At 35.9% G+C, this 19,522-nt stretch carries 19 protein-coding genes and 1 pseudogene; 11 read left to right on the forward strand and 9 right to left on the reverse strand.

The features are described from left to right. Positions 1-230: 230 nt before the first annotated feature. From IO90_RS07480 to IO90_RS07525, 9 genes and pseudogenes are all read left to right on the forward strand, one after another. A complete protein-coding gene (locus IO90_RS07480) occupies positions 231-1,055 on the forward strand; it encodes an SDR family NAD(P)-dependent oxidoreductase (protein WP_034965490.1) in 825 nt (274 codons plus the stop codon). A gap of 84 nt (positions 1,056-1,139) precedes the next feature. Beyond that, positions 1,140-2,030: a helix-turn-helix domain-containing protein gene (locus IO90_RS07485; protein ID WP_034965491.1), complete on the forward strand. Its 891-nt coding sequence runs from the start codon at positions 1,140-1,142 to the stop codon at positions 2,028-2,030. Between the two features lie 186 nt (positions 2,031-2,216). Further along, positions 2,217-3,293 (forward strand): L-dopachrome tautomerase-related protein, encoded by a 1,077-nt coding sequence (locus IO90_RS07490; RefSeq protein WP_034965493.1) that lies wholly within the window; start codon positions 2,217-2,219, stop codon positions 3,291-3,293. A gap of 29 nt (positions 3,294-3,322) precedes the next feature. After that, complete coding sequence (locus IO90_RS07495; protein ID WP_034965495.1) at positions 3,323-4,261, forward strand: NADP-dependent oxidoreductase; 939 nt, start codon at positions 3,323-3,325, stop codon at positions 4,259-4,261. A 23-nt stretch (positions 4,262-4,284) separates the two neighbouring features. Then, positions 4,285-4,716: a hypothetical protein gene (locus IO90_RS19045; protein ID WP_185094384.1), complete on the forward strand. Its 432-nt coding sequence runs from the start codon at positions 4,285-4,287 to the stop codon at positions 4,714-4,716. Positions 4,717-4,721: 5 nt separating this feature from the next. After that, positions 4,722-5,183 carry a hypothetical protein gene (locus IO90_RS07505; RefSeq protein WP_034965500.1) on the forward strand — a complete coding sequence of 154 codons (462 nt, stop codon included), beginning with the start codon at positions 4,722-4,724 and terminating at the stop codon, positions 5,181-5,183. A gap of 191 nt (positions 5,184-5,374) precedes the next feature. Beyond that, the gene (locus IO90_RS07510; protein WP_131450832.1) at positions 5,375-5,641 is read left to right on the forward strand and encodes a hypothetical protein; all 267 of its coding nucleotides are present in this window, start codon (positions 5,375-5,377) and stop codon (positions 5,639-5,641) included. A 15-nt stretch (positions 5,642-5,656) separates the two neighbouring features. Further along, a pseudogene (locus IO90_RS07515) lies at positions 5,657-6,199 on the forward strand (ankyrin repeat domain-containing protein); the annotation flags it as partial. 72 nt (positions 6,200-6,271) lie between these two features. After that, positions 6,272-7,629, forward strand: a protein-coding gene (locus IO90_RS07525; RefSeq protein ID WP_410492586.1) for an IS3 family transposase whose coding sequence is annotated in 2 segments (ribosomal slippage) — positions 6,272-6,607 and positions 6,610-7,629 — 1,356 coding nt in all. Because the reading frame shifts where the segments join, the coding sequence is not laid out codon by codon here. Positions 7,630-7,880: 251 nt separating this feature from the next. Here the strand turns inward: IO90_RS07525 and IO90_RS07530 are convergent. The 5 genes from IO90_RS07530 to IO90_RS18975 form a co-directional block, all read right to left on the reverse strand. Continuing rightward, positions 7,881-9,335 (reverse strand): LptF/LptG family permease, encoded by a 1,455-nt coding sequence (locus tag IO90_RS07530; protein WP_034965506.1) that lies wholly within the window; start codon positions 9,333-9,335, stop codon positions 7,881-7,883. 555 nt (positions 9,336-9,890) lie between these two features. After that, positions 9,891-11,516, reverse strand: a complete 1,626-nt coding sequence (locus IO90_RS07535) for an NADP-dependent glyceraldehyde-3-phosphate dehydrogenase (protein WP_034965508.1) — start codon at positions 11,514-11,516, stop codon at positions 9,891-9,893. A 244-nt stretch (positions 11,517-11,760) separates the two neighbouring features. Then, complete coding sequence (locus tag IO90_RS07540) at positions 11,761-12,150, reverse strand: membrane protein (protein WP_034965509.1); 390 nt, start codon at positions 12,148-12,150, stop codon at positions 11,761-11,763. A 59-nt stretch (positions 12,151-12,209) separates the two neighbouring features. Next, positions 12,210-13,229, reverse strand: coding sequence for a pectate lyase (pelA, locus tag IO90_RS07545; protein ID WP_034965511.1), 1,020 nt, complete (start codon positions 13,227-13,229; stop codon positions 12,210-12,212). A gap of 88 nt (positions 13,230-13,317) precedes the next feature. Continuing rightward, on the reverse strand, positions 13,318-13,473 hold the full coding sequence (locus tag IO90_RS18975) for a hypothetical protein (protein WP_165570251.1): 156 nt from the start codon (positions 13,471-13,473) through the stop codon (positions 13,318-13,320). A 210-nt stretch (positions 13,474-13,683) separates the two neighbouring features. Between IO90_RS18975 and IO90_RS07550 the strand changes: the two genes are divergently transcribed. Then, a complete protein-coding gene (locus tag IO90_RS07550; protein WP_034965512.1) occupies positions 13,684-15,474 on the forward strand; it encodes a DUF6119 family protein in 1,791 nt (596 codons plus the stop codon). A 41-nt stretch (positions 15,475-15,515) separates the two neighbouring features. Here the strand turns inward: IO90_RS07550 and IO90_RS07555 are convergent, their stop codons facing one another. From IO90_RS07555 to IO90_RS07570, 4 genes are all read right to left on the reverse strand, one after another. Then, on the reverse strand, positions 15,516-16,178 hold the full coding sequence (locus IO90_RS07555; RefSeq protein ID WP_034965515.1) for a hypothetical protein: 663 nt from the start codon (positions 16,176-16,178) through the stop codon (positions 15,516-15,518). Between the two features lie 111 nt (positions 16,179-16,289). Beyond that, positions 16,290-16,991, reverse strand: coding sequence for a hypothetical protein (locus IO90_RS07560; protein ID WP_034965516.1), 702 nt, complete (start codon positions 16,989-16,991; stop codon positions 16,290-16,292). Positions 16,992-17,210: 219 nt separating this feature from the next. Continuing rightward, on the reverse strand, positions 17,211-17,975 hold the full coding sequence (locus IO90_RS07565; protein WP_228374656.1) for a hypothetical protein: 765 nt from the start codon (positions 17,973-17,975) through the stop codon (positions 17,211-17,213). 71 nt (positions 17,976-18,046) lie between these two features. Further along, the gene (locus IO90_RS07570; protein ID WP_034965518.1) at positions 18,047-18,307 is read right to left on the reverse strand and encodes a hypothetical protein; all 261 of its coding nucleotides are present in this window, start codon (positions 18,305-18,307) and stop codon (positions 18,047-18,049) included. Between the two features lie 138 nt (positions 18,308-18,445). On the opposite strand from IO90_RS07570, the gene IO90_RS07575 reads away from it, so the two are divergent. Next, complete coding sequence (locus IO90_RS07575) at positions 18,446-19,462, forward strand: hypothetical protein (protein WP_034965519.1); 1,017 nt, start codon at positions 18,446-18,448, stop codon at positions 19,460-19,462. Positions 19,463-19,522: the final 60 nt, after the last annotated feature.

The following is a 19,522-nucleotide window of genomic DNA, read 5'->3' on the forward strand; positions in this document are numbered from 1 at the left end:
TGTGTGGATACAAAAGTAGCAGGTTATAGCACATTTTTACGCAATAATTTCTTTGAAACTATTACGACTTAATATAAGTATTTTGATGAAATTAAAGGAATTTTTTTTAATCTAAAAGTAATAAAAGAAAACCTTACGTAATTTTGTGCTATTAATCCGCTGAAACGGACTATCTGATTTTCTACGCTGAAGCTAACTTTGTCTCATTAATAACACTAAAAATAAAAACAATGAGTAAAGTAATTTTTATAACAGGCGCATCAAAAGGATTTGGAAAACTGTGGGCAGAAGCTCTTTTGAAAAGAGGAGATAAAGTGGCAGCTTCAGCAAGAAACATCTCCGTTTTGGATGATTTAAAAGCTGAATATGGAGACCAGATTTTACCGTTACAGTTAGACGTCAACAACCGTTCGAAAGTTTTTGAAGTGGTTAAGAAGATTGAAAATCATTTCGGAAGAATCGATGTTTTGATTAACAATGCAGGCTTTGGATTGTTCGGAACGACAGAAGAAACAACAGAACAGCAGGCAAGAGACCAGATGGAAACCAATTTCTTCGGTTCACTTTGGGTGGCGCAGGCCGTTTTACCGATGATGAGACAACAGAAAAGCGGGCATATTGTTCAAATTTCAAGCTTTTTGGGATTGACGACCTTACCACTTTTAGGATTATACAATGCATCCAAATTCGCTGTGGAAGGTTTAATTGAAACTTTGGGAAGTGAAACCGCTCATTTGGGAATCAAAACCACCTTGATAGAGCCAAACGGTTTTGCGACGGATTGGGCTGGGGCTTCTGCTGTTCAGACTTCTTCGGACATTGCAGATTATAATCCGGTGCGTGCGGCATTTGCAGAAAGTGGAGACAACCCTGATACCTGGGGAAAACCTGAAGCTACGGTAGAACACGTTTTGAATCTCATTGATAGTCAAAATCCTCCCAAAAGATTATTGCTCGGTAAAATTGCGTACCAAGTTGTAAATGAAGTTTACAAAAAACGTCTGGAAGATATTGAGAGCTGGAAAGAAATCAGCATCGCAGCACACGGACATTAAAAGCAGAAAAATTTTTAAAAAAAATAAATTCTGAATATTGAATTTATAATAATATGAATTAAATTAGATTAAAAATTAAATCCGATGCAACATTATAAAACCTTGACCGAATTGCATTTGGGCAATACCTGGGACGCTCCCGAACATCCACTTTTTAGTATGATTGGCTGTCAGTCGGCGTGTACACTGGGAAACCGGGAATTTACGACAGACTGTTACGTCATTGCGTTTAAGAAAATAAAATCCGGTGTTTTTATGTATGGCAGAACGCCGTATGACCACAACAACGGAAGTATGTTCTTCGCCAAACCCCGCCAAATCATTGAAATGAAAGATTTGGAGTTTGAAGAAACGGGCTATATGCTGATGATTCACGAAGATTATCTGAACGGCCACGAGCTTTTCAGAGAAATCGAGAAATACAGCTTTTTTGATTATGAAGTGACTGAAGCGCTCCATCTTTCACCAAAAGAAGAACAATTGATTTTGGACTTACATTCTAAAATTCAGGGCGAGCATTTTAACAATCCTGATGAGTACAGCCGGGAAATAATTCTCAGCCACATTGCATCCATTCTGAAATATGCGCAACGGTTTTACAAAAGACAATTTATCGACCGCGCGCAGGTGACAGGAAAAACCGCTTCGAAATTCAATGATGCTTTGAAGAAATACATCAGCGAAGGCCAATTGGAGAAGAATGGACTTCCGAACGTAGCACAATTGGCTGACCAGCTTTTTGTTTCGCCACGCTATCTGAGCGATTTATTGAAACAGGAAACAGGAAAAACCGCAATGGAACTCATTCATATTTTTCTCATCTCCGAAGCTAAGAATCTTTTAAGATTAAAAGAAAAAGGCATTACAGAAATTGCTTACGAGCTCGGTTTCGAAAATGCTTCCTATTTTACAAGATTGTTTAAGAAACAGACGGGAATGAAGCCTTTGGAATTCAGAAATATGAATTTGAATTAAACTATAATTTTTTTGATTGATAATCCAAACCTCTAATCTTGATTGGAGGTTTTTTTATGTTCAAAAGGAAGTTTTATTTCAGTAATTCTGTGCTATTCTTCCGCTGAAATGAGCTATTTATTGCTGGCGATTCATTCTAAATTTGTTCTATCAAAATCATTGAAAAAATAGTAAAAAAAGATTATTATGAAAGCAAAATTAATTGCGGTGAGCCTCATTTTATCACTACTCAATCCGGCAAAAGCACAACTGCAAAAAGTGGCAGTTTCCAATACAGTTTGGAATGGTGTAACCACAAGTTCAGACGGAAGAGTATTTGTCAACTTTCCCAGAATCGAAGGCGATAACGGAATGAGAATCGGAGAAGTTTTGAAAAACGGAAAGGTAATTCCTTATCCAGATGAAAAATGGAACGATTGGAAAGTGGGAGTTGATGTTAATGAAAAATTTGTAAGAACCAATTCACTAAGAATCGGACCAGACGGATTGCTTTGGATTGTTGATACCGGAACGCCTGAAATGGGACAAAATCCTTTGGCTGGAAATGCTTCAAAATTAGTTTCAATTAATCTTAAAACCAATAAAATTGTTCAAATCATTCCTTTAGATAAAGTTTCAAAAACCTCCACTTTTATTGATGATTTAAGAATTTCAGGAAATACGATTTATCTGACGGATGCAGGCGAACCGGCATTAATTGTTTTAGATAAAGCGACAGGAAAGGCGAGACGGGTTTTAGAAAATCATTCTTCGACGACAGATAATGTACCGATAAAGGCAGAAGGTCAAGTAATGAAAAACATAAAGGGAAAAGAGGTGAGAATTCACGCTGACCAACTGGAGATTTCACCCGATGGAAAATGGCTTTACTTTCAGCCTGCAAGCGGACCTCTTTGGAAAGTGGAAACACAATATCTGAATAATCCCAACATCAGTGAAACGGAACTGGAATCAAAGGTTTCATTATTCTACAACACTCCATCAACAGGTGGAACTGCCATCGATGCAGACGGAAACATCTACGTAAGCGATGTCAATCTCAAACAAATCATAAAAATTACACCTGACGGAAAGGAAAGTCTGATCATCAAAGATGATAAATTGCTTTGGGCAGACGCTTTATGGATTGATGATGACGGCTATTTGTGGATTCCGACTGGTCAATTGAATCGTCTGCCGGCATTTCAAAATGGAGTTAATAAAGTACAATTTCCGGTTACTGTTTATAAACTAAAAATCGGAGCAAAACCAATAAGAAATTAAATCAAAAAATTAACATTAAATAAAATAGTATGAAAGCAATTGTATTAAAAACAGCAGGAAACGTAGAAAATTTAGAATACGTTGAATTAGAAAAACCAAGCATCAAAGACGGAGAAGTTTTGGTAAAAATTAAAGCCATCAGCATCAATCCGGTGGATGTAAAAAGCCGTCAGGGAAAAGGTGTTTACGGACGAATCAAAGAAGAAAATCCATTGATTTTGGGTTGGGATATTTCCGGAATTGTGGATGAAAGTAAAAGTGAAACTTTCAAAGTTGGCGATGAAGTTTTCGGAATGGTAAATTTCCCGGGTCACGGAAAAGCGTATGCAGAATATGTCGCTGCTCCGGCAAATCAACTGGCTTTAAAACCAAAAAATATTTCATTTGAAGAGGCTTCAGCAAGTACTTTGGTGGCGCTTACTGCTTATCAGGCTTTGGTTCATAACGCCAATATTCAGAAGGGTCAAAATGTTTTGGTACACGCTGGTTCTGGTGGCGTTGGACATATTGCAGTGCAACTGGCGAAACATTTGGGCGCCAATGTGACAGGAACTTCTTCTGCAAAAAACAAAGATTTTGTCTTGAGTTTAGGTGCAGATTCGCATATCGATTACCAAGGTTTTGATTGGAAATCAGCCGGAAGAACTTTTGATTTTGTTTTAGACACGATTGGCGGAGAAAACATCGACCATTCTCTGGAAGTAACCAAAGAAGGCGGTTCCATCATCAGTATTCCGACGGGATTGAATGAAGAAGTCACTGCAAAAGCACAGGCAAAAGGCGTAAAAGGTTATTTTATTTTGGTACAGTCCAATGGGGAAGATATGAAGCAAATCGCTCATCTGTTGGAAACCGGAGTCATCAAACCACACGTTTCAAAAACTTTTCCTTTCGAACAGATTAGAGAAGCGCACCTGGAGCAGGAAACGGGAAGAACGGTTGGTAAAATTGTGGTGACTTTGTTATAAAATTAATGATAAAAATTAAAGAAATGAGCTTTAAAAATTTAACAATTTTAGGTGTTACGATGTTTTCGTTATTTGCCTGTAACAAATCGCCCAATCAAAATTCCGGCAAATCTGACGACGGAATTTCAGCTGATAAAAATGCGAAGTTAGAAGAAGTTTTCTCAGACAGCACGTATCAATTAACAGGCGTTGCTGTTGCAAAAGACAAGAGGGTTTTTGTGAATTATCCTTATTGGCTGGATAATCATTCTTACTCAGTCGTTGAGGTAAAAGATGGAAAACCAATTCCTTATCCCAACGCAGAATGGAACAGTTTTAAAAAAGGAGAAAACGGACAGAATAAATTTGTAACCGTACAGTCTGTAGTCACCGATGACAAAGGATTTCTTTGGGTTGTTAATATTGATAATTTCATAATTTCTGATTATTGGGAATCCAAATACAGAATAAAATAATTTAATTGAAAAAAACAAATTTAATCATCAATATTTTTTTTATTGTATTTACATTTTTTTCTTGTAAAAATATATCCAAAAAAGAAGCAAATACTAATGAAAACAAAATTGAAAGTTCATCTGAAATTCCATCAAAATACTATGGGAATTTTCATGTGAGAGTGGAAACAGAAGCTACAACAACCGGAATGGCTTCAATATCATATTATTTTACAATCAATGAGAAAGGAGCATATTTAGAAACCAACGCCTACCACGAACCAATTAGATGCAATGGGAGATATCGTGGAAAAATGAATAATAACATTCTGGAATTATTTTACATCGGAATTGAACAAAATTGTGAAAATAATTATTCAAATTTTAAAATCAAAAATGAAGGAGATAAATTTTATATTCAAGGTTTAGGAGGTGAAGGTACTTTCAATGTATGGATTGAACTAGAAAGTAAAATAACATCATTTTAGATGGCGATAGAAAGAAGCAATAACTACCAATTGCTTGATCGCATACATTAGCAAAAAAATATTAATAAGGAAAAATTGTATTCTAAATCTAAACACACAAAAATACTAAGTGATAAAAATGTTTCAGATGGTCAAACTACTAGAAGAATAATCTATGAGAATGAAGACATACATGTTGAAATAAAAATACCATGAAAAAAATAAATTTATTCACATTTATATTGGTAACTATAATAATGCTGTTGGTCAATTGTAAAAAGACAGAACCAGTAATATTTAATACTAATGAAACTAAAGAGCAGGCTAACGACAGTATCAACTCATTTATCAGGACTATTGATGGTTTTGAATATACAAAATTAGGTATTAGCTGTAAAAATAATAATCTTCAGGAAGTTAAAGATTTAATAGCTAAAGGTGCTAATATTAACATTGCTAAAAAGGATGAAATATATTAGTATGATGCACTTTCCGTAGCTATTGAGAATAATCATATCCAAATTGTTGATTTTTTAATTAAAAACAAAGCGGATGTTAATAAAATTTATAATGAAGAAGGTTTGACACCTATTGGATTATCTACCAAACTAAATGAAATGGAAGTTGTAGAACATTTGATGAAAAATGGAGCAGAAGTTAATGGTGTTAAAAATATTTCTAATAATTATAAAAGTGTTCCGCTGATTTATGCTATAGAAAATGATAACTACAAATTGACAAAACTGCTTATAGAAAATGGTGCGGATATTAACTTATTTAATGGAGAAACTTCACCTGTAAAACTTCTCCAAAATAAAAGCTCTAAATGGAAGGAGTTTCTCAAAGATTCTGTTACGAATATATACCAAAAATGGAAAGGAATTTATTTTTATAGACCATATAGTAATGATAGTGATTCTATAGGTAATTATTATTTAAATATTCAACCATTAGAGTCAGAATTTGGATTTAGTGGAAATCATTCATTTCAGTTATCTGTTAATTTGCAAGAAAAAAACGATACTCTATTAATGTAAATCGTCAGCAAAAAGTAGACATTAAATATTAAAAAGTTAAGGAGTGTTTTCATAAAAAGAGTAATTTTAATTATGGCAGCACCGAAAAAGAAACCGATCGAAAAATTTGTAAAAGATATTCGGCAGAACACCCGCAGAATATTCACTGCAGAGCAAAAGATTTTAATCGTGATGGAAGGTCTTCGAGCGGAGACTTCCATAGCCGAACTTTGCAGGAACCATAATATTGCACAGTCGCAGTTTTATGCCTGGAACAAGGAGTTTATGGAAGCAGGAAAGAAGCGTCTCAATGGAGATGTCGCTCGCGAGGCTACGAGTGATGAAGTATCAGATCTGAAGAAGGAAAACGCTCGTTTGAAAGAGATCGTAGCTGACCTGGTCGTTCGCTATGACATTGTAAAAAAAAGTTTAGACAGGCTGGATTAATCGATAAATACAGAAAATATATGAGATTATCCGCAGCCGAGAAATACGAGATCATTCAAACGGTAACCACAAGTGAACTCGGCGTGAAACGAACCTTGGAAAGTTTTGGAATTGCAAGAAGCAGCTTTTACAAATGGTACGGGAGCTACCTCGAATACGGCTATGATGGCTTGGAAACTACGAAAAGAACAAACCATAGGCAATGGAACAGCATTCCTGAAAAGCAGAAAGATTTGGTGGTAGAGATCGCTTTGGAACACACCGAATTGTCTGCAAGGGAACTGGCCTACAAAATTACCGATGAGCAAGGTGTTTTTATTTCAGAATCCAGTGTTTACCGTATTTTGAAGCAAAGAGACTTAATCCCGGCACCGAATCATTTTCTTCTTTCAGCAGCAAATGAGTTCAAAGACAAAACGGAATTTGTGCATCAAATGTGGCAGACGGATTTTACCTATTTCAAGATCATTGGCTGGGGATGGTACTATCTGAGCACGATCTTGGACGATTACAGCCGCTACATCATTCACTGGGAGCTATGCGACTCAATGAAAGCCGAAGATGTGAAACGAACGGTGGACACAGCCATTAAAAAAGCGAAATTAAAGACCAAAGTCAAACCGAAACTGCTCTCGGACAACGGCTCCTGCTACGTCTCCAATGAGTTGAAAAGTTATCTGAAAGACGATTTAAGAATGAAACAGGTTCACGGAAAACCGATGCATCCGCAGACCCAGGGCAAGATCGAGCGTTATCACAGAACGATGAAAAACGTAGTGAAACTAAATCATTTTTATCACCCCGAGGAACTCATCCAAGCACTGGAGAAGTTTGTAGAAAACTACAATAACAAGCGCTATCACGAGTCGATAAATAACCTCACTCCGAGGGATGTATACTTCGGAAGATCAGAACAGATTTTGGAAAAAAGAAAGCAGATAAAAGAAGAATCCATCCGAAAAAGAAGACAAATATATAATCAACAAAAATTAGTAAATTTATAAATCGAAGATCCTCCTTAAGGATTTAAACTAAAATGTCTAAGTTGGTTTGAAGACGTACAAAATGAGAACTAATGATTTTTTTAATTGTTGAATCATGGATTGATAAGGATATTGTTAAAATTTTAAAAAATCAAAGATAAATAATGGAATAGCAAACTTTAAATTATTTTTTTAATATTTATGATTAAGAATTTGGTAAAACTTATTGCAGAAAAAACCTCCGATAGAAATTTTATCGGAGGTTTTTATTTTTATTGATATCGTTGATGTTCCTTTGGTTTGGAGAATTTGTCGATAATTGGTTTGAAAAGTGCTCGGTATTTTTCGATGTCGAATAATTGTGAGTCTGTCAAAGCCTTGTAAGTCAACCATACACTGAATGGGAAAAGTACAATATTTGGAATCCAGCTGGCAAGATAAGGATTGATTGCACCCTTCCATGAGAGGTTTTCTACTGTAAGGTTCATCACGTAGAAAATGATGAAAATGACGATCGCAATGATCACCGGAAGTCCCATTCCACCTTTTCTGATGATCGATCCAAGACTTGCTCCGATCAAAAAGAAAATAATACAGGTGAAAGAATATGAAACAATCCTTTGCTGATAAATTACAATTTTGTTGTGCACCTTTACCGTTTCCATGATTGCATTTTCGCTGGATTCTATGCTGGCTTTTACTGCATCGATTTTGCTGTACGCCCCCCAAAGTACTTCCAGTTTTTTGTCCTTTTTTAGCGTGTCGATTTTATATGGTTCTGCGATTTTTTTGTTATCCGACTTCACTTTGTCAATGTATTGCACATAATTATTGGTCTGCGTAATCACGGGAGCTGCGATGGAACTCAACGAGGCGATGTTTCCTTTCCTGTTTTTGTCCAGCGTTTCATTCACTTCCAAGTACGTCTGAAAGCGGTAATCATCCGTTATTTTTTCCTTTTCAATAGCTTGATTGATGAGTTCGCTGATATCAAAATGATACACCAAACTATCAAATTTCACCGATTGATTGGGCTGTTTTTTTCGTTCTTCATAAGCTTTGTTTGCAATATTATCTTCGAACACATAACCGTTGTAGAGAATCAGTTTAAGAAAATTAGGATCTTCGGCAGGTGCGAATTTTCCGGTTTTTGCAACAATGGTTTGCTGGTTGTCGTACGGACTTGCATTTTTATGTAAGAAAACACCTTCCAATTTTTCACCATTAGGTCCAGATATTTTATCAAATTTCACAGAATAACCCGAAATCTGATCGATGAAAACGCCCGGTGTAAAGTTGATCGCAGGTTTGGACGAGATGATATTAAACATCATATTCTTCGCCTTTCGTTGGAAATCCGGAATCACATTATTGGAAAATAGAAACAGAATTCCGGCGAGCATGGAAACCGTGATTAGCAAAGGCATCATCACCCGAAGTAGAGAAATTCCCGCCGCCTTCATCGCCGCCAATTCGTACCGTTCGCCAAAATCCCCAAAGGTCATAATGGAGGAAAGCAAGATCGTAAGTGGTAAAACCATACTCACAACACTGATTCCCAGATAGAAAAGAAACTTCGAAATTTCCCAGTACGTCAATCCTTTCCCCGTCAGTTGCGACATTTGCGTCCAGATGATGTTCACGATAAAGATGAAAAACAACACACTGAAGATAAAAAGAAACGGCCCGAAAAAGGTTTTGACAATATATTTATCTAATTTTTTCAATTCAGAAATTTAAACCTCAAAAATACTGCAAAAAAAGCAATACTGAAATTGATTGGTGGATTTTAGGAAATATTTATAAAGTACATTATTTGGGCGCCTTTATCCGTCCTCCGTTCCCGCTTTTTTTGTCATTGCGATCCACGTTTGTTAATTTGTAGAAATTTTCAAAAATCGCAATGACAAAAAAGAGCTCCACTCAGGCCGGGGCGCGCTTCGCCATCATCCACATTTTCTCAATAAAATTCACCCTTTATCATTTTTTTCGAAGATTCAAAATTAAATACTAATACAAATTTTCACAATTAAATACGGCAAAAAGATAACACTCCTACGGAGCGTAAAAGTCTGACTAAAATTGATTTTCTACAAACATCGTACTCCTACGGAGCATTTATTAGCGAAATTTAAAGTAGAATTTTTATTATACTTATCAAAAAAATAAAATATTAAGTCAATAAACTAAGAATTATTGAACACAAAAATCCGCAACAATCAGTTGCGGATTTAATTTATAAAAAAGTCTATGATCTATTCGTCTATGATCTTCGAGTCGCATTAAAAAATATAATCCGTACTCAAAAAATTCGAATCGTGATCTCTAACGATCGAATTCAAAAGTTCTTTGTTTGCGTCTGTGATTTTTGCCGCGACCAAAGATCGGATCGAGAAAGATCTCAACGCATCGAAAACAGAAAGCGTTCCTTCCGCGCTGTCTTTTCTTCCCGTAAATGGGAAAACGTCCGGACCTCGTTGCGCCTGACAATTGATGTTGACACGGCTCACAAGATTTACAAAAGCGTCAATCAGTTTTGAAACTTCCAAAGGATCTTCACTGAAAATACTCACCTGCATTCCGTGCGAAGCATTCACTTGATAGTCAATTGGCTCTTCGATATCATCAAAAGGAACCACTGGAATCACTGGTCCGAATTGCTCCTCGTGGTACAATTTCATATCGCTGTTCACAGGATAGACCACGGCTGGAAAAACGAATGATGCTTCGTTGTAACCTCCGTTTTCATTCAAGACTTTTGCACCTTTCTCCAAAGCATCGTCAATGCATTCTTTCAGATAAGGCGGTTTGTTGACTTCCGGAAGTGGTGTGATTTTCACATCTTTTTCCCAAGGCAAACCTGCTTTCAGAGCGGAAACAGCTTCTGTCAATTTCTTGGTGAATTCCTCAGCAACCTCTTTCTGAACGAAGATCAACTTCAAAGCGGTGCACCTTTGTCCATTGAAGGAAAGAGCACCCAGAATAATTTCGCTTACTGCAATATCGAGGTTGGCGTGTTTGGTAACGATAGCGGCGTTTTTGGCATCAAGACTTAAAATGGCTCTCAATCTGTTCACTTTTGGATGAAGTTTTTTAAGTCCGTTCGCCACTTTGCTAGATCCGATGAAAGCCAAGACATTCACTTTTCCGCTTTCCATAATTGGCGTGATGATTTCCGCACCTTTTCCGTAAAGCGTGTTCACCGTTCCTTTTGGAAACGCTTCTTGGAAAGCTTTCAATAATGGATAATGTGCAAGAACACCGTGTTTCGGAAGTTTGAATAAGATGGTATTTCCCATTATCAAAGCCGGAATCAATGTGGTAAAAATCTCATTCAACGGATAATTGAAAGGTCCCATACTCAAAACCACACCAAGTGGTGCTCTTCGGATCTGGGCAATCGTGCCTTCCGCCTGTTGAAATCTGGAAGATTCTCTGTCGAGTTCCTTCAAAGCGTCGATGGTTTGGTTGATGTAATCTACGGTTCTGTCAAATTCTTTGGTAGAATCGGGGAGGGTTTTGCCAATTTCCCACATCAGTAATTTGATGACTAAATCCCGCTCTTTGATCATCAGATAAACAAACTTCTGCATACATTTGATTCTGCCTTCCACAGACATCGTTGGCCATTCGCCAAGTCCGTTGTCATAAGCTTTCACCGAGGCTTCCAAAACATCCATCGCATCTTGCGGACTGATGTTTGGGATGCTTCCCAGAAGTTTTCTTTCCAATCCGTTTTCGGTTGGGATGCAGATTGGGGAATAGATTTCGGTAACGTCGCCGTTCCATTCTACCAATTCGCCGTTGAGGAGATAGACGCGTTGGTGGATTTCGGGAACTTTGTATTCTTCGGGGATTTGGTTTTCGTTTTTGAATATGTCTTTGAAAGTCGAATGTTCTGAACTCATTGGTAGTTTATTTTGTGATTAATTAATTCTGATTTTTGATGACAATAAATTTAGCGATAAAGATTGATTTTCCGCACTTGTTAACATAGATTTATTCTATGCGGGAATCAAAAAAAACTCAACATATAGCTGAGTTCTTGATTTAAATATTGGAGATGCTTCGACTCCGCTCAAGATGACAGTAAAATAATATTATTAATAATTGTCAGTCTGAGCGGAGTCGAAGACTTTTATTATAAATGTTTTATTTACCATCCGTCGATTTCAATGCCCAAGCGATCAACGCTGGTTGCATAAACAATCTTGCGAATCTTTTGTTGTCGGTATTCAGTCCGAAGGCGTTTCTCCTTTCTTTGTATTGGGTGTAATTTCCTGGGAAAACGGCAGTGAATAATCCTGCGGTGATTTTCCCCACAAGCGATTCGTATTTCTTAGGTGCTGTGATGACGGCGACGCCCATTGCAATCTCGACGATTCCTGAATAAACTACAGTATCATCTTTTTCCAACGGCACCCATTCCGGAACTTGTGCCTGAAATTCTTTTCTTGCAAAGGTCAAATGTCCGATTCCAGCGGAGATCAGCATTGCGCCTAAGCCATATTTTGCGATGGTCTTGATTGTACTTGCTTCCATAATGAACGATTTTTATGGAAGAGGTTCAAGAATGATTCCAAATGCAAATTCTTGTAGATTTATTCCGCCAGTTTATTTTTCTCCAGCCATTTTGGAAAGTCTTTGTCGATGAGTTTTTGAGGGCTGTCCACGTACCAGCTGTAGCCATTTCTTCTTTCTTCCGAGACGTCGTTGTAATTGTACTTGACGCTTCCGTCGCGGTCTCCGAAGAGCGAATGGTTGTCATTCACATCATAGAATCTGGACCAAATCACCGAATTTTTTTCTGGTGTCAATCTTCGGACGGACTTGCCGTTTTCCTTTGTCACGGCGTAACTGTAACCTTCGATCTTGTTTTGCATGAACCATTGGATGGCGGACTTCACGGCGCGTTCTATCTCTGGTGTTACAGGTTGCATCATCAGGAATTTGACGATATAAACAGACTCTGCACTTGCCAGGGAAACCGGCTCAAATGCTCTGGCTTTCTCTGGAACGAGTGTGATCTCGTTGTATTGATCGCCCCAGATAGTGAGTTTTTCTTTTTGGAGAATCTGAGTTTTAAGAATACAATCGATGCCTTTTTGGACGGCCAGTTTTGATTTGACTTTCAGCTTTTCGTCCACGACATCGAAGCCGTTTTTGCCTTCTGCAACGTTGTACAGGACGGTAAGTGCGTTGATCATCGCGTTGTCGTTGTACGTGATCTGCTTTCTGTACAGCGATTTGTTGGGGTAATATTGTGGGAAACCACCATTCTTGTATTGCATTTGGAGCAGGTAGGCGATTCCTTTTTCAGCTGATTTTAGATAGCTTGGATTTTTGGTGGTTTGATAGGCGTTGATGAGTATGTTTATCTCTTTGGTCGTCGCTTGATTGTCTATGGTGGCGTGGTCGTCTCCGGTTTCCTTGATGGTGCGGGTGAGTTCTTTGCTGAGTGGGAGATCATAGTTCACGGTAGATTTGTTCTCGAGGTGTTTGCCCCAACCGCCGTTTGGAAGTTGATAGACCAAAACCTTCTCCGCCAAAGTATCTTTTGTCTGCGCAGTACACGCCATTGTAAGGAGGCTGACCGCCAGTAAAGCTATTTTAGATTTCATTGTTTTAAATTTTGTGCAATCGGTTGCATATTGCTAAGATAGAGATAATTGGTGATTTGGAAATGCGTGAATGACTAGTAGCTCAAAATTATTTTAGGAGTAGGGTAGAACTCTGTTGATAAAGAAGGTTTAATCTGAGTGGTTTTTGACAGTTTGACAGAATATTTTGGTAGGCTATCGCTGTACACTCGGTGTACTCTTTCTGTACCCAAAGTTTGTTTTTGATGGTTTTGAGTTTTGTCATTTTGATATATTATTTTGAGAGATGATTTCCGTTACATCGCTGTTACCTTTCCGTTACCTTAGTGTGTTTTTTTGGCTTTGAATTTTGGGTGGTTTTTGACAGTTTGGCAGAGCGGTTTTTTATTGTGTTTATTTTGTTGGTTTACGGAAAACCGTAATTGTAAGTGGTTGAGGTTTTGTAGATTTGAAATTAATTAATAAAAACCTTGATATGGCATTGAAGAATGTAAGATTTAATTTAAAACTTTTTCAAATTGATAAATTTAATTATGAATTTACGGGAAAAACTAATGCAGAAATAGTCGAGATAATTAGGAGAAATCATAAAAAGCATCTCTACGCAAATGAAGAGGATATGGCAATTGTAAAACCAAGTTTGGAAAAATTTGAAGATGAAGAATTTACATTTTATACATATTGTTATAATCAACCTAAAGATCAAAATTATTGGAAATTATTTTTACCAGATGAACTTGTAAAAGAGCAAAATTTTGATTTAATAGAATTTTCTTTTGTACTATTTATAGTCTATAAAGATGCAATTTTTTGTGTTCTCGGTGGAAGTGGTATAAATGTGATTAAGCGATATTTAGATAATTATTTTGGATTAGAATTCTATCAGCATTTTGCTAACCCTAATGACGATATTTCTATTGCTGTAAATACGCGTGGAGTAACAGGTAATTTATCGCAGAGATCAAGTACATATAATAATTTACAAAGTATTAAAGATTCATTAATTTATTCTGAAATACCAAAAAAATTAAAGATAATAATTAGAGACGAACTGATAAAAGGTCTGTTTAAAAAATATAAAATTGATAAAGAAAATGCTTTAATGGAAATTGGAGCATACTTCAGTTTGAGGAAAAAACTAAATTTTGAGGAATTGAAAATGCTTGTAGTAGACATTTGCGAAATAATGTCGGATAAGTCTAAATATGTTCAATTAAGTTTATTCAACAGAATTAAAGATCAAAATTTAATTAAAGAACTTGATGATTATTTGAAAGATAAAATTACTGATGATGTAATTATACATAATACACCCGAAAGACTTAACAAAATTAATTCCGATATTATTGAACTTGTAAACTATAAGAAGATTGAAAAATTTTATGAATGTAGTCAGTATAGATTACATCTTCGAAAAAAAAGGGTCAAGAATGACCAAATTGTATTAGGAAGAGATGATCTTTATTTAAAATCGACAAAATACATTTATGACAATTTAGAAAATGTTAATGACAGATTTGAAATAAAAAAGAAGCTTTTTGAGCTTTCAATTATTGGTATGATTGATCTTAAAGATATAACATTTGATCCATTTTATAATCATATTGTAGCGGAAATGCCATTTAACTCTAAAAAATATTTTAAAATCGATAATCAATGGTTTCATCTAGATGATTTATTCATTGAACAGATTAAACAAGAAGCGATAAATAATTACAAACTTTATGAATTAAAAGAAGATATTTTACTTCCTTGGAAAAGTGGTGATGAAGATTATTATAATAATACACACAAAGGCTTAAATTACTATATTTTTGATAAGAGAATTAAAGAAAATATAGAATTATGTGATATTTTATATTTAGATACTAATAATATTTATTTTATTCACGTTAAAAACGGTTTTGACACTAATATGAGGAGTTTAGCAAATCAAGTAACTCTATCCTCACAAAGATTGTGGAACGATATTAACAATGTTAAAGGAAGTAGTTATTTTACGGAAACTTTAAAATATTATAACAAATTTAATCCAAAAAAAAAGCTAAATTCAAAAACAATATTTAATGAAATTTTAAATGGAGATTTAAAGGTAAATTTTGTTATGGCATATAGAAATACTGCTTATAAAAACAATACCTCTACGGAAAAGATTGAATTAAGTAAGTCAAATATTGCAAAGTTTTCGTTAGTACAAACTGTGAGAGATATAAGAAATTTCAAAAATTTTGAAATCCATTTAATAGATATCTCTCAAATACAATAAACCTGCAAAGCAGGTTTTTAATTTATAATCAATCCGTAAATCTACTTCTTCTTCAACCTAACAATCACAACCCCATTTTTCCCCTTCGCTCCATATTTGGAAGTGGCGTCTTTGTCTTTTAGAAGCTTGATGTCGTCAATGTTGTTTGCATCAATCTGCTGAAATTGTTTATAGGTCATCATTTTTCCCTCGACAACGTACAGTGGTTGATTATTTTCGTTGATGGCTAAAGGTGCGCCAGTTCTGAACTGTGGCTTGTTCGGATTCTGTTGATTAGCATCTGCTACTGCAATCTTACCCAATCTAAAAGGTTTAGTCTGATCGATTCTCACAGGTTGGCTTTTAGGAGGCGAAACTTGGACTATTTCCCCTTTGACTTTTAGTGGAACGTCCGTTTTTGCAGGGTGATTCACTTTCGGTTGCGTTTGTGCCGAGACGATGCCTCCGGACGTGAGGACAAAACCAACGGCAAATTTTGCAAACAAGGAATTGATGAAAGAATACCTGAGATTCCTGTCCAATTGATCCACTCGGAAATTGCCGCAGATGTTCGGATTTTCGGAAAGATCTGTGATGATTTCCAGGTCGGACGCGCTGGTGAAATCTCTCACACTTTTGGAACAAACTTGGCAGAATCGGCCTTTTTCCTCGGGCGTCATATTCGACCAGTTTTCGTGACACGGTTTTGGGATGGTAACTTTCATAGCGATGCATTTTTATAGTAAGATGCATTTTTCAATCCAAAGGTTGGAATGACTTTGAAAATATTACAAATTGACCTTCAAAACTTGATGAATTGCTGTCGAAGAATAGATTCAGAGGGAGATTCTGTACACATAGAGATTGACTTTTGCATTGGTCAAAAGTCCCAGGTCTGCCAAACCATTTGTGTTCACGGCAAAGGTGATGGTGTCGCCCGTATTGAGTGAAACTATAGACTGGATGCCGGATGAGGTGATGGGTAATGAGGCAATGTTGATGAAAGCAATAGAAAGTCGTACGCCATCGAAGGCTTTTTCTTCCCAGATTTCATCATTCTTCAAAAGTCCAAGTTTTTTGCCACCAAGCAATTCCAGATTTACACCAGATTCCAATTGCAACTGATAACTTACGGCATAAATACCCGGTTTTGAAGCTTTGTAGACGCCGTCTTTGAATAATTCTGGATTGCCTAATTTGGTGTCAGAATCTCCGGTCAGGTTTAGTTTTTTCCAATCTCCGCCGATGCTGAGGTTCAGAAGCGACCAAGCACCGTTTTTTGTGGCATAATAGGCGGTGTTGCTGTGGAAAAAACGATCACTGCTGATTTCCTTGATTTCCCTTTCACCGTTGGCAGAGATGTCCCTAACCAGAATCGTGTGGTCCGCAGTGACAGTTTCGACATTGGGGACATTGCGGATGATGAGGTTTCCATTGATATCCAAGGTCGATTTGGGATCTGTGGTGTTGATACCAACTTGTGCATGCGTGATGTTTGCCAATAGAATCAAACCAAAAAAATAGAATTGCTTTTTCATAATCTGTAGTTTTATTAGAATTAATATGAGCTTGCTATGAGGTTTAATGCGTTATTCTTGCAAGGCAAAGTTTGGAAAAAAAAGCAAAGGGTAATTCCGTAGAAATACCGCATTTTACCATTAATGAAAAATACCAATGGTGTTGGCAATGAGTGGTTTTAATGAAAAAAACCTGCTAATGTGCAGGTTCAGAGTTGTATAGATTGGAGTTTTACTATTCTAAAGATGGAAATATCTCGGGTCCGGATATTGGAATTCAAAATCGAAATCTGAAATCAGCTTTGCGGGCGAGATGGTTCTGCCGTGGGTGGCTCGTTCGCCGTCGTAAGGCAAATCCTTTTGTGCGTTGATGACTTCCTCTTTGTTCGGGTGGATGGGTGCGACGATGTTGTAAACTTTGGATCGGGTTTGGTTCTCCAGCATCTTTTCGATCGCTGAACAAATATCCGCGTAATGAATGTGGTTCACGAGCAGATCGAGATTGGAAATGTTGTAGTTCTTGAGAAGCCTTTGGTCGCCCATCAATCCAGCCAATCTCAGAATGTTTGTTTGAGGAAATTGCTCTAAAATGAAACTTTCACTTTCCACTTCCTGCGCGGGCTTGTCGTCTTCTGAGAAATCTTTGTCGCTCTCTGGATAAACGCCAGTGGAGCTCATCAAAAACAATTGACCCTTGTAATCGCCAAGAAAGTTCAGCAGGTTTTGACGTTTGTCATTCATCGGAATCTGTGCACCGCGAAGTCCGGAAAACGGTACGCTAATGATGATGGCATCCAAATCTTTTGCGACTTCCCACGGTTTCATCTCGGAATCCAGTTTGTCTGGGAAACTGACTAGAGTGGTGTGGTAGCCTTTGGCGCTGAGGTCTTGTGCTTTGGAAGGTGTGGTGGTGGTAGCGAAGATGTTGTAGTGACTTGATAGTCTTTCTGCGATGTGATTTCCGAGCCAGCCGTAGCCGATGATTCCTAGGTTTTTGTTCATCATTTTTTATTTATCTAAAAGGAATTCACAAACCTTTCGGTTTCATTTGAATGTTAACTTTTTATTGATTAATATTATTTAAAATTTTCTATAGTTTTATGTAAAGATTCTACAACCTCTTTTTTGGTTTCATTGCTCCAAATTTTAGGATCTACGTATTGCGCAATAATTAGTAATTCTTCTGGCGTAAATCGCTTGTCTTTAAGCTTCTTGAAAAAAGTTGGTTTTTTGATTCCAGATCTTTCTATGATAAAGGATAATTTGACTGGAGAGTTTTTCAGAATCTCATCAATGTTGTTTTGAATCTCTATGTATTTTTGGATTTCTGCTATCATTATCTTGTGGTTTTTAGTATCATTATTTGATACAAATGTACTCAATTTTTGACAAATCAGATTTTTATTTTTCTGTAAAACACTATTACTATTTTGATAAATCTTTTATATTTGTAATTATTAAACAAACTTTAATCCATGAATCAACCTCTATCGAATAACTCTGATAATTCTGTAGCAATTATTGATGATGTTCAACTTAAACAATTCCAATCTCTTTATTACTTAATTAAAGGAAAACGTGATACTGACATTAAACTATTTACTGATATTAAACAATTCTCTTTTCAAGATATTTTAGAATTAAATGATAAGGTTTATAAAGTTTTAGAGTTACATAAATTAGTAACAGATATAGTAAATGTTACTATTGGATTTGATAATAAAGAAATCAAAACTTTCGGAAATTGGCATGAATTTAAAAATTCAGATTGGAATATCTCTTCCAGAACAAAATATATTACTTTAGAATGGGATTTTAATTTAGTCCTACCAAATCAATATCATCAAGTTCCTCAAACTCACACGATGAGAATACGTATTGGTAATAATTTAAAGCCTAGTGAAATGATTCAAGTTGTTTTCCAAGGTGATGATGAATACGATTTGGAAGAAGCTCAGTCATTAATGTCTTGTAAAATAGATTTTATTAATGCTCAAATATGTAATCAACTTAAAACTATTGTTGATGAATGGTACAAGGCCTTACCTGAGAATAGTGAAGATCATAAATTAATTAAATTCATCTTAAAATATGATGATCTTATAAAAAGTTTTATTACTCTTTGCTTTATAACTTCTGCAATAATAATCTTAAATTATATATACAAAATATCTGTAGTTTATAAAGTTTCTGTCTTACCTGTTGATTTAGGTCAAAAAATGTTTCTTTTCCTTACAAGTTCTTTAGCTGTTATTTATTTGTTTTATAAATTGGGTAATCAATTATCGGATAGAATGATGAGAATGCAAATTGGTAAACTAAAAAGAAATCCAATATTTGAAATTACTAAAGGTGATAAAAATAGGTTTCTAGAAGTTAAAAAAGAAAATTCCAAATATTTAAAAGGTCTATTTTGGACAATTGTTATTGGTTTATCAACTAATGCTTTAAGTGCATTAATTGGATATACAATTGAATATTTTCTAAAATAGAAAAAGCTTTGTAATTCTTCATTTTTTATTTCGCAAGAACTTCTGTGTTTGTGATAGATG

The organism is Chryseobacterium sp. FH1 (assembly GCF_000735135.1).
In the GTDB taxonomy this organism is placed as follows: Bacteria; Bacteroidota; Bacteroidia; order Flavobacteriales; family Weeksellaceae; genus Epilithonimonas.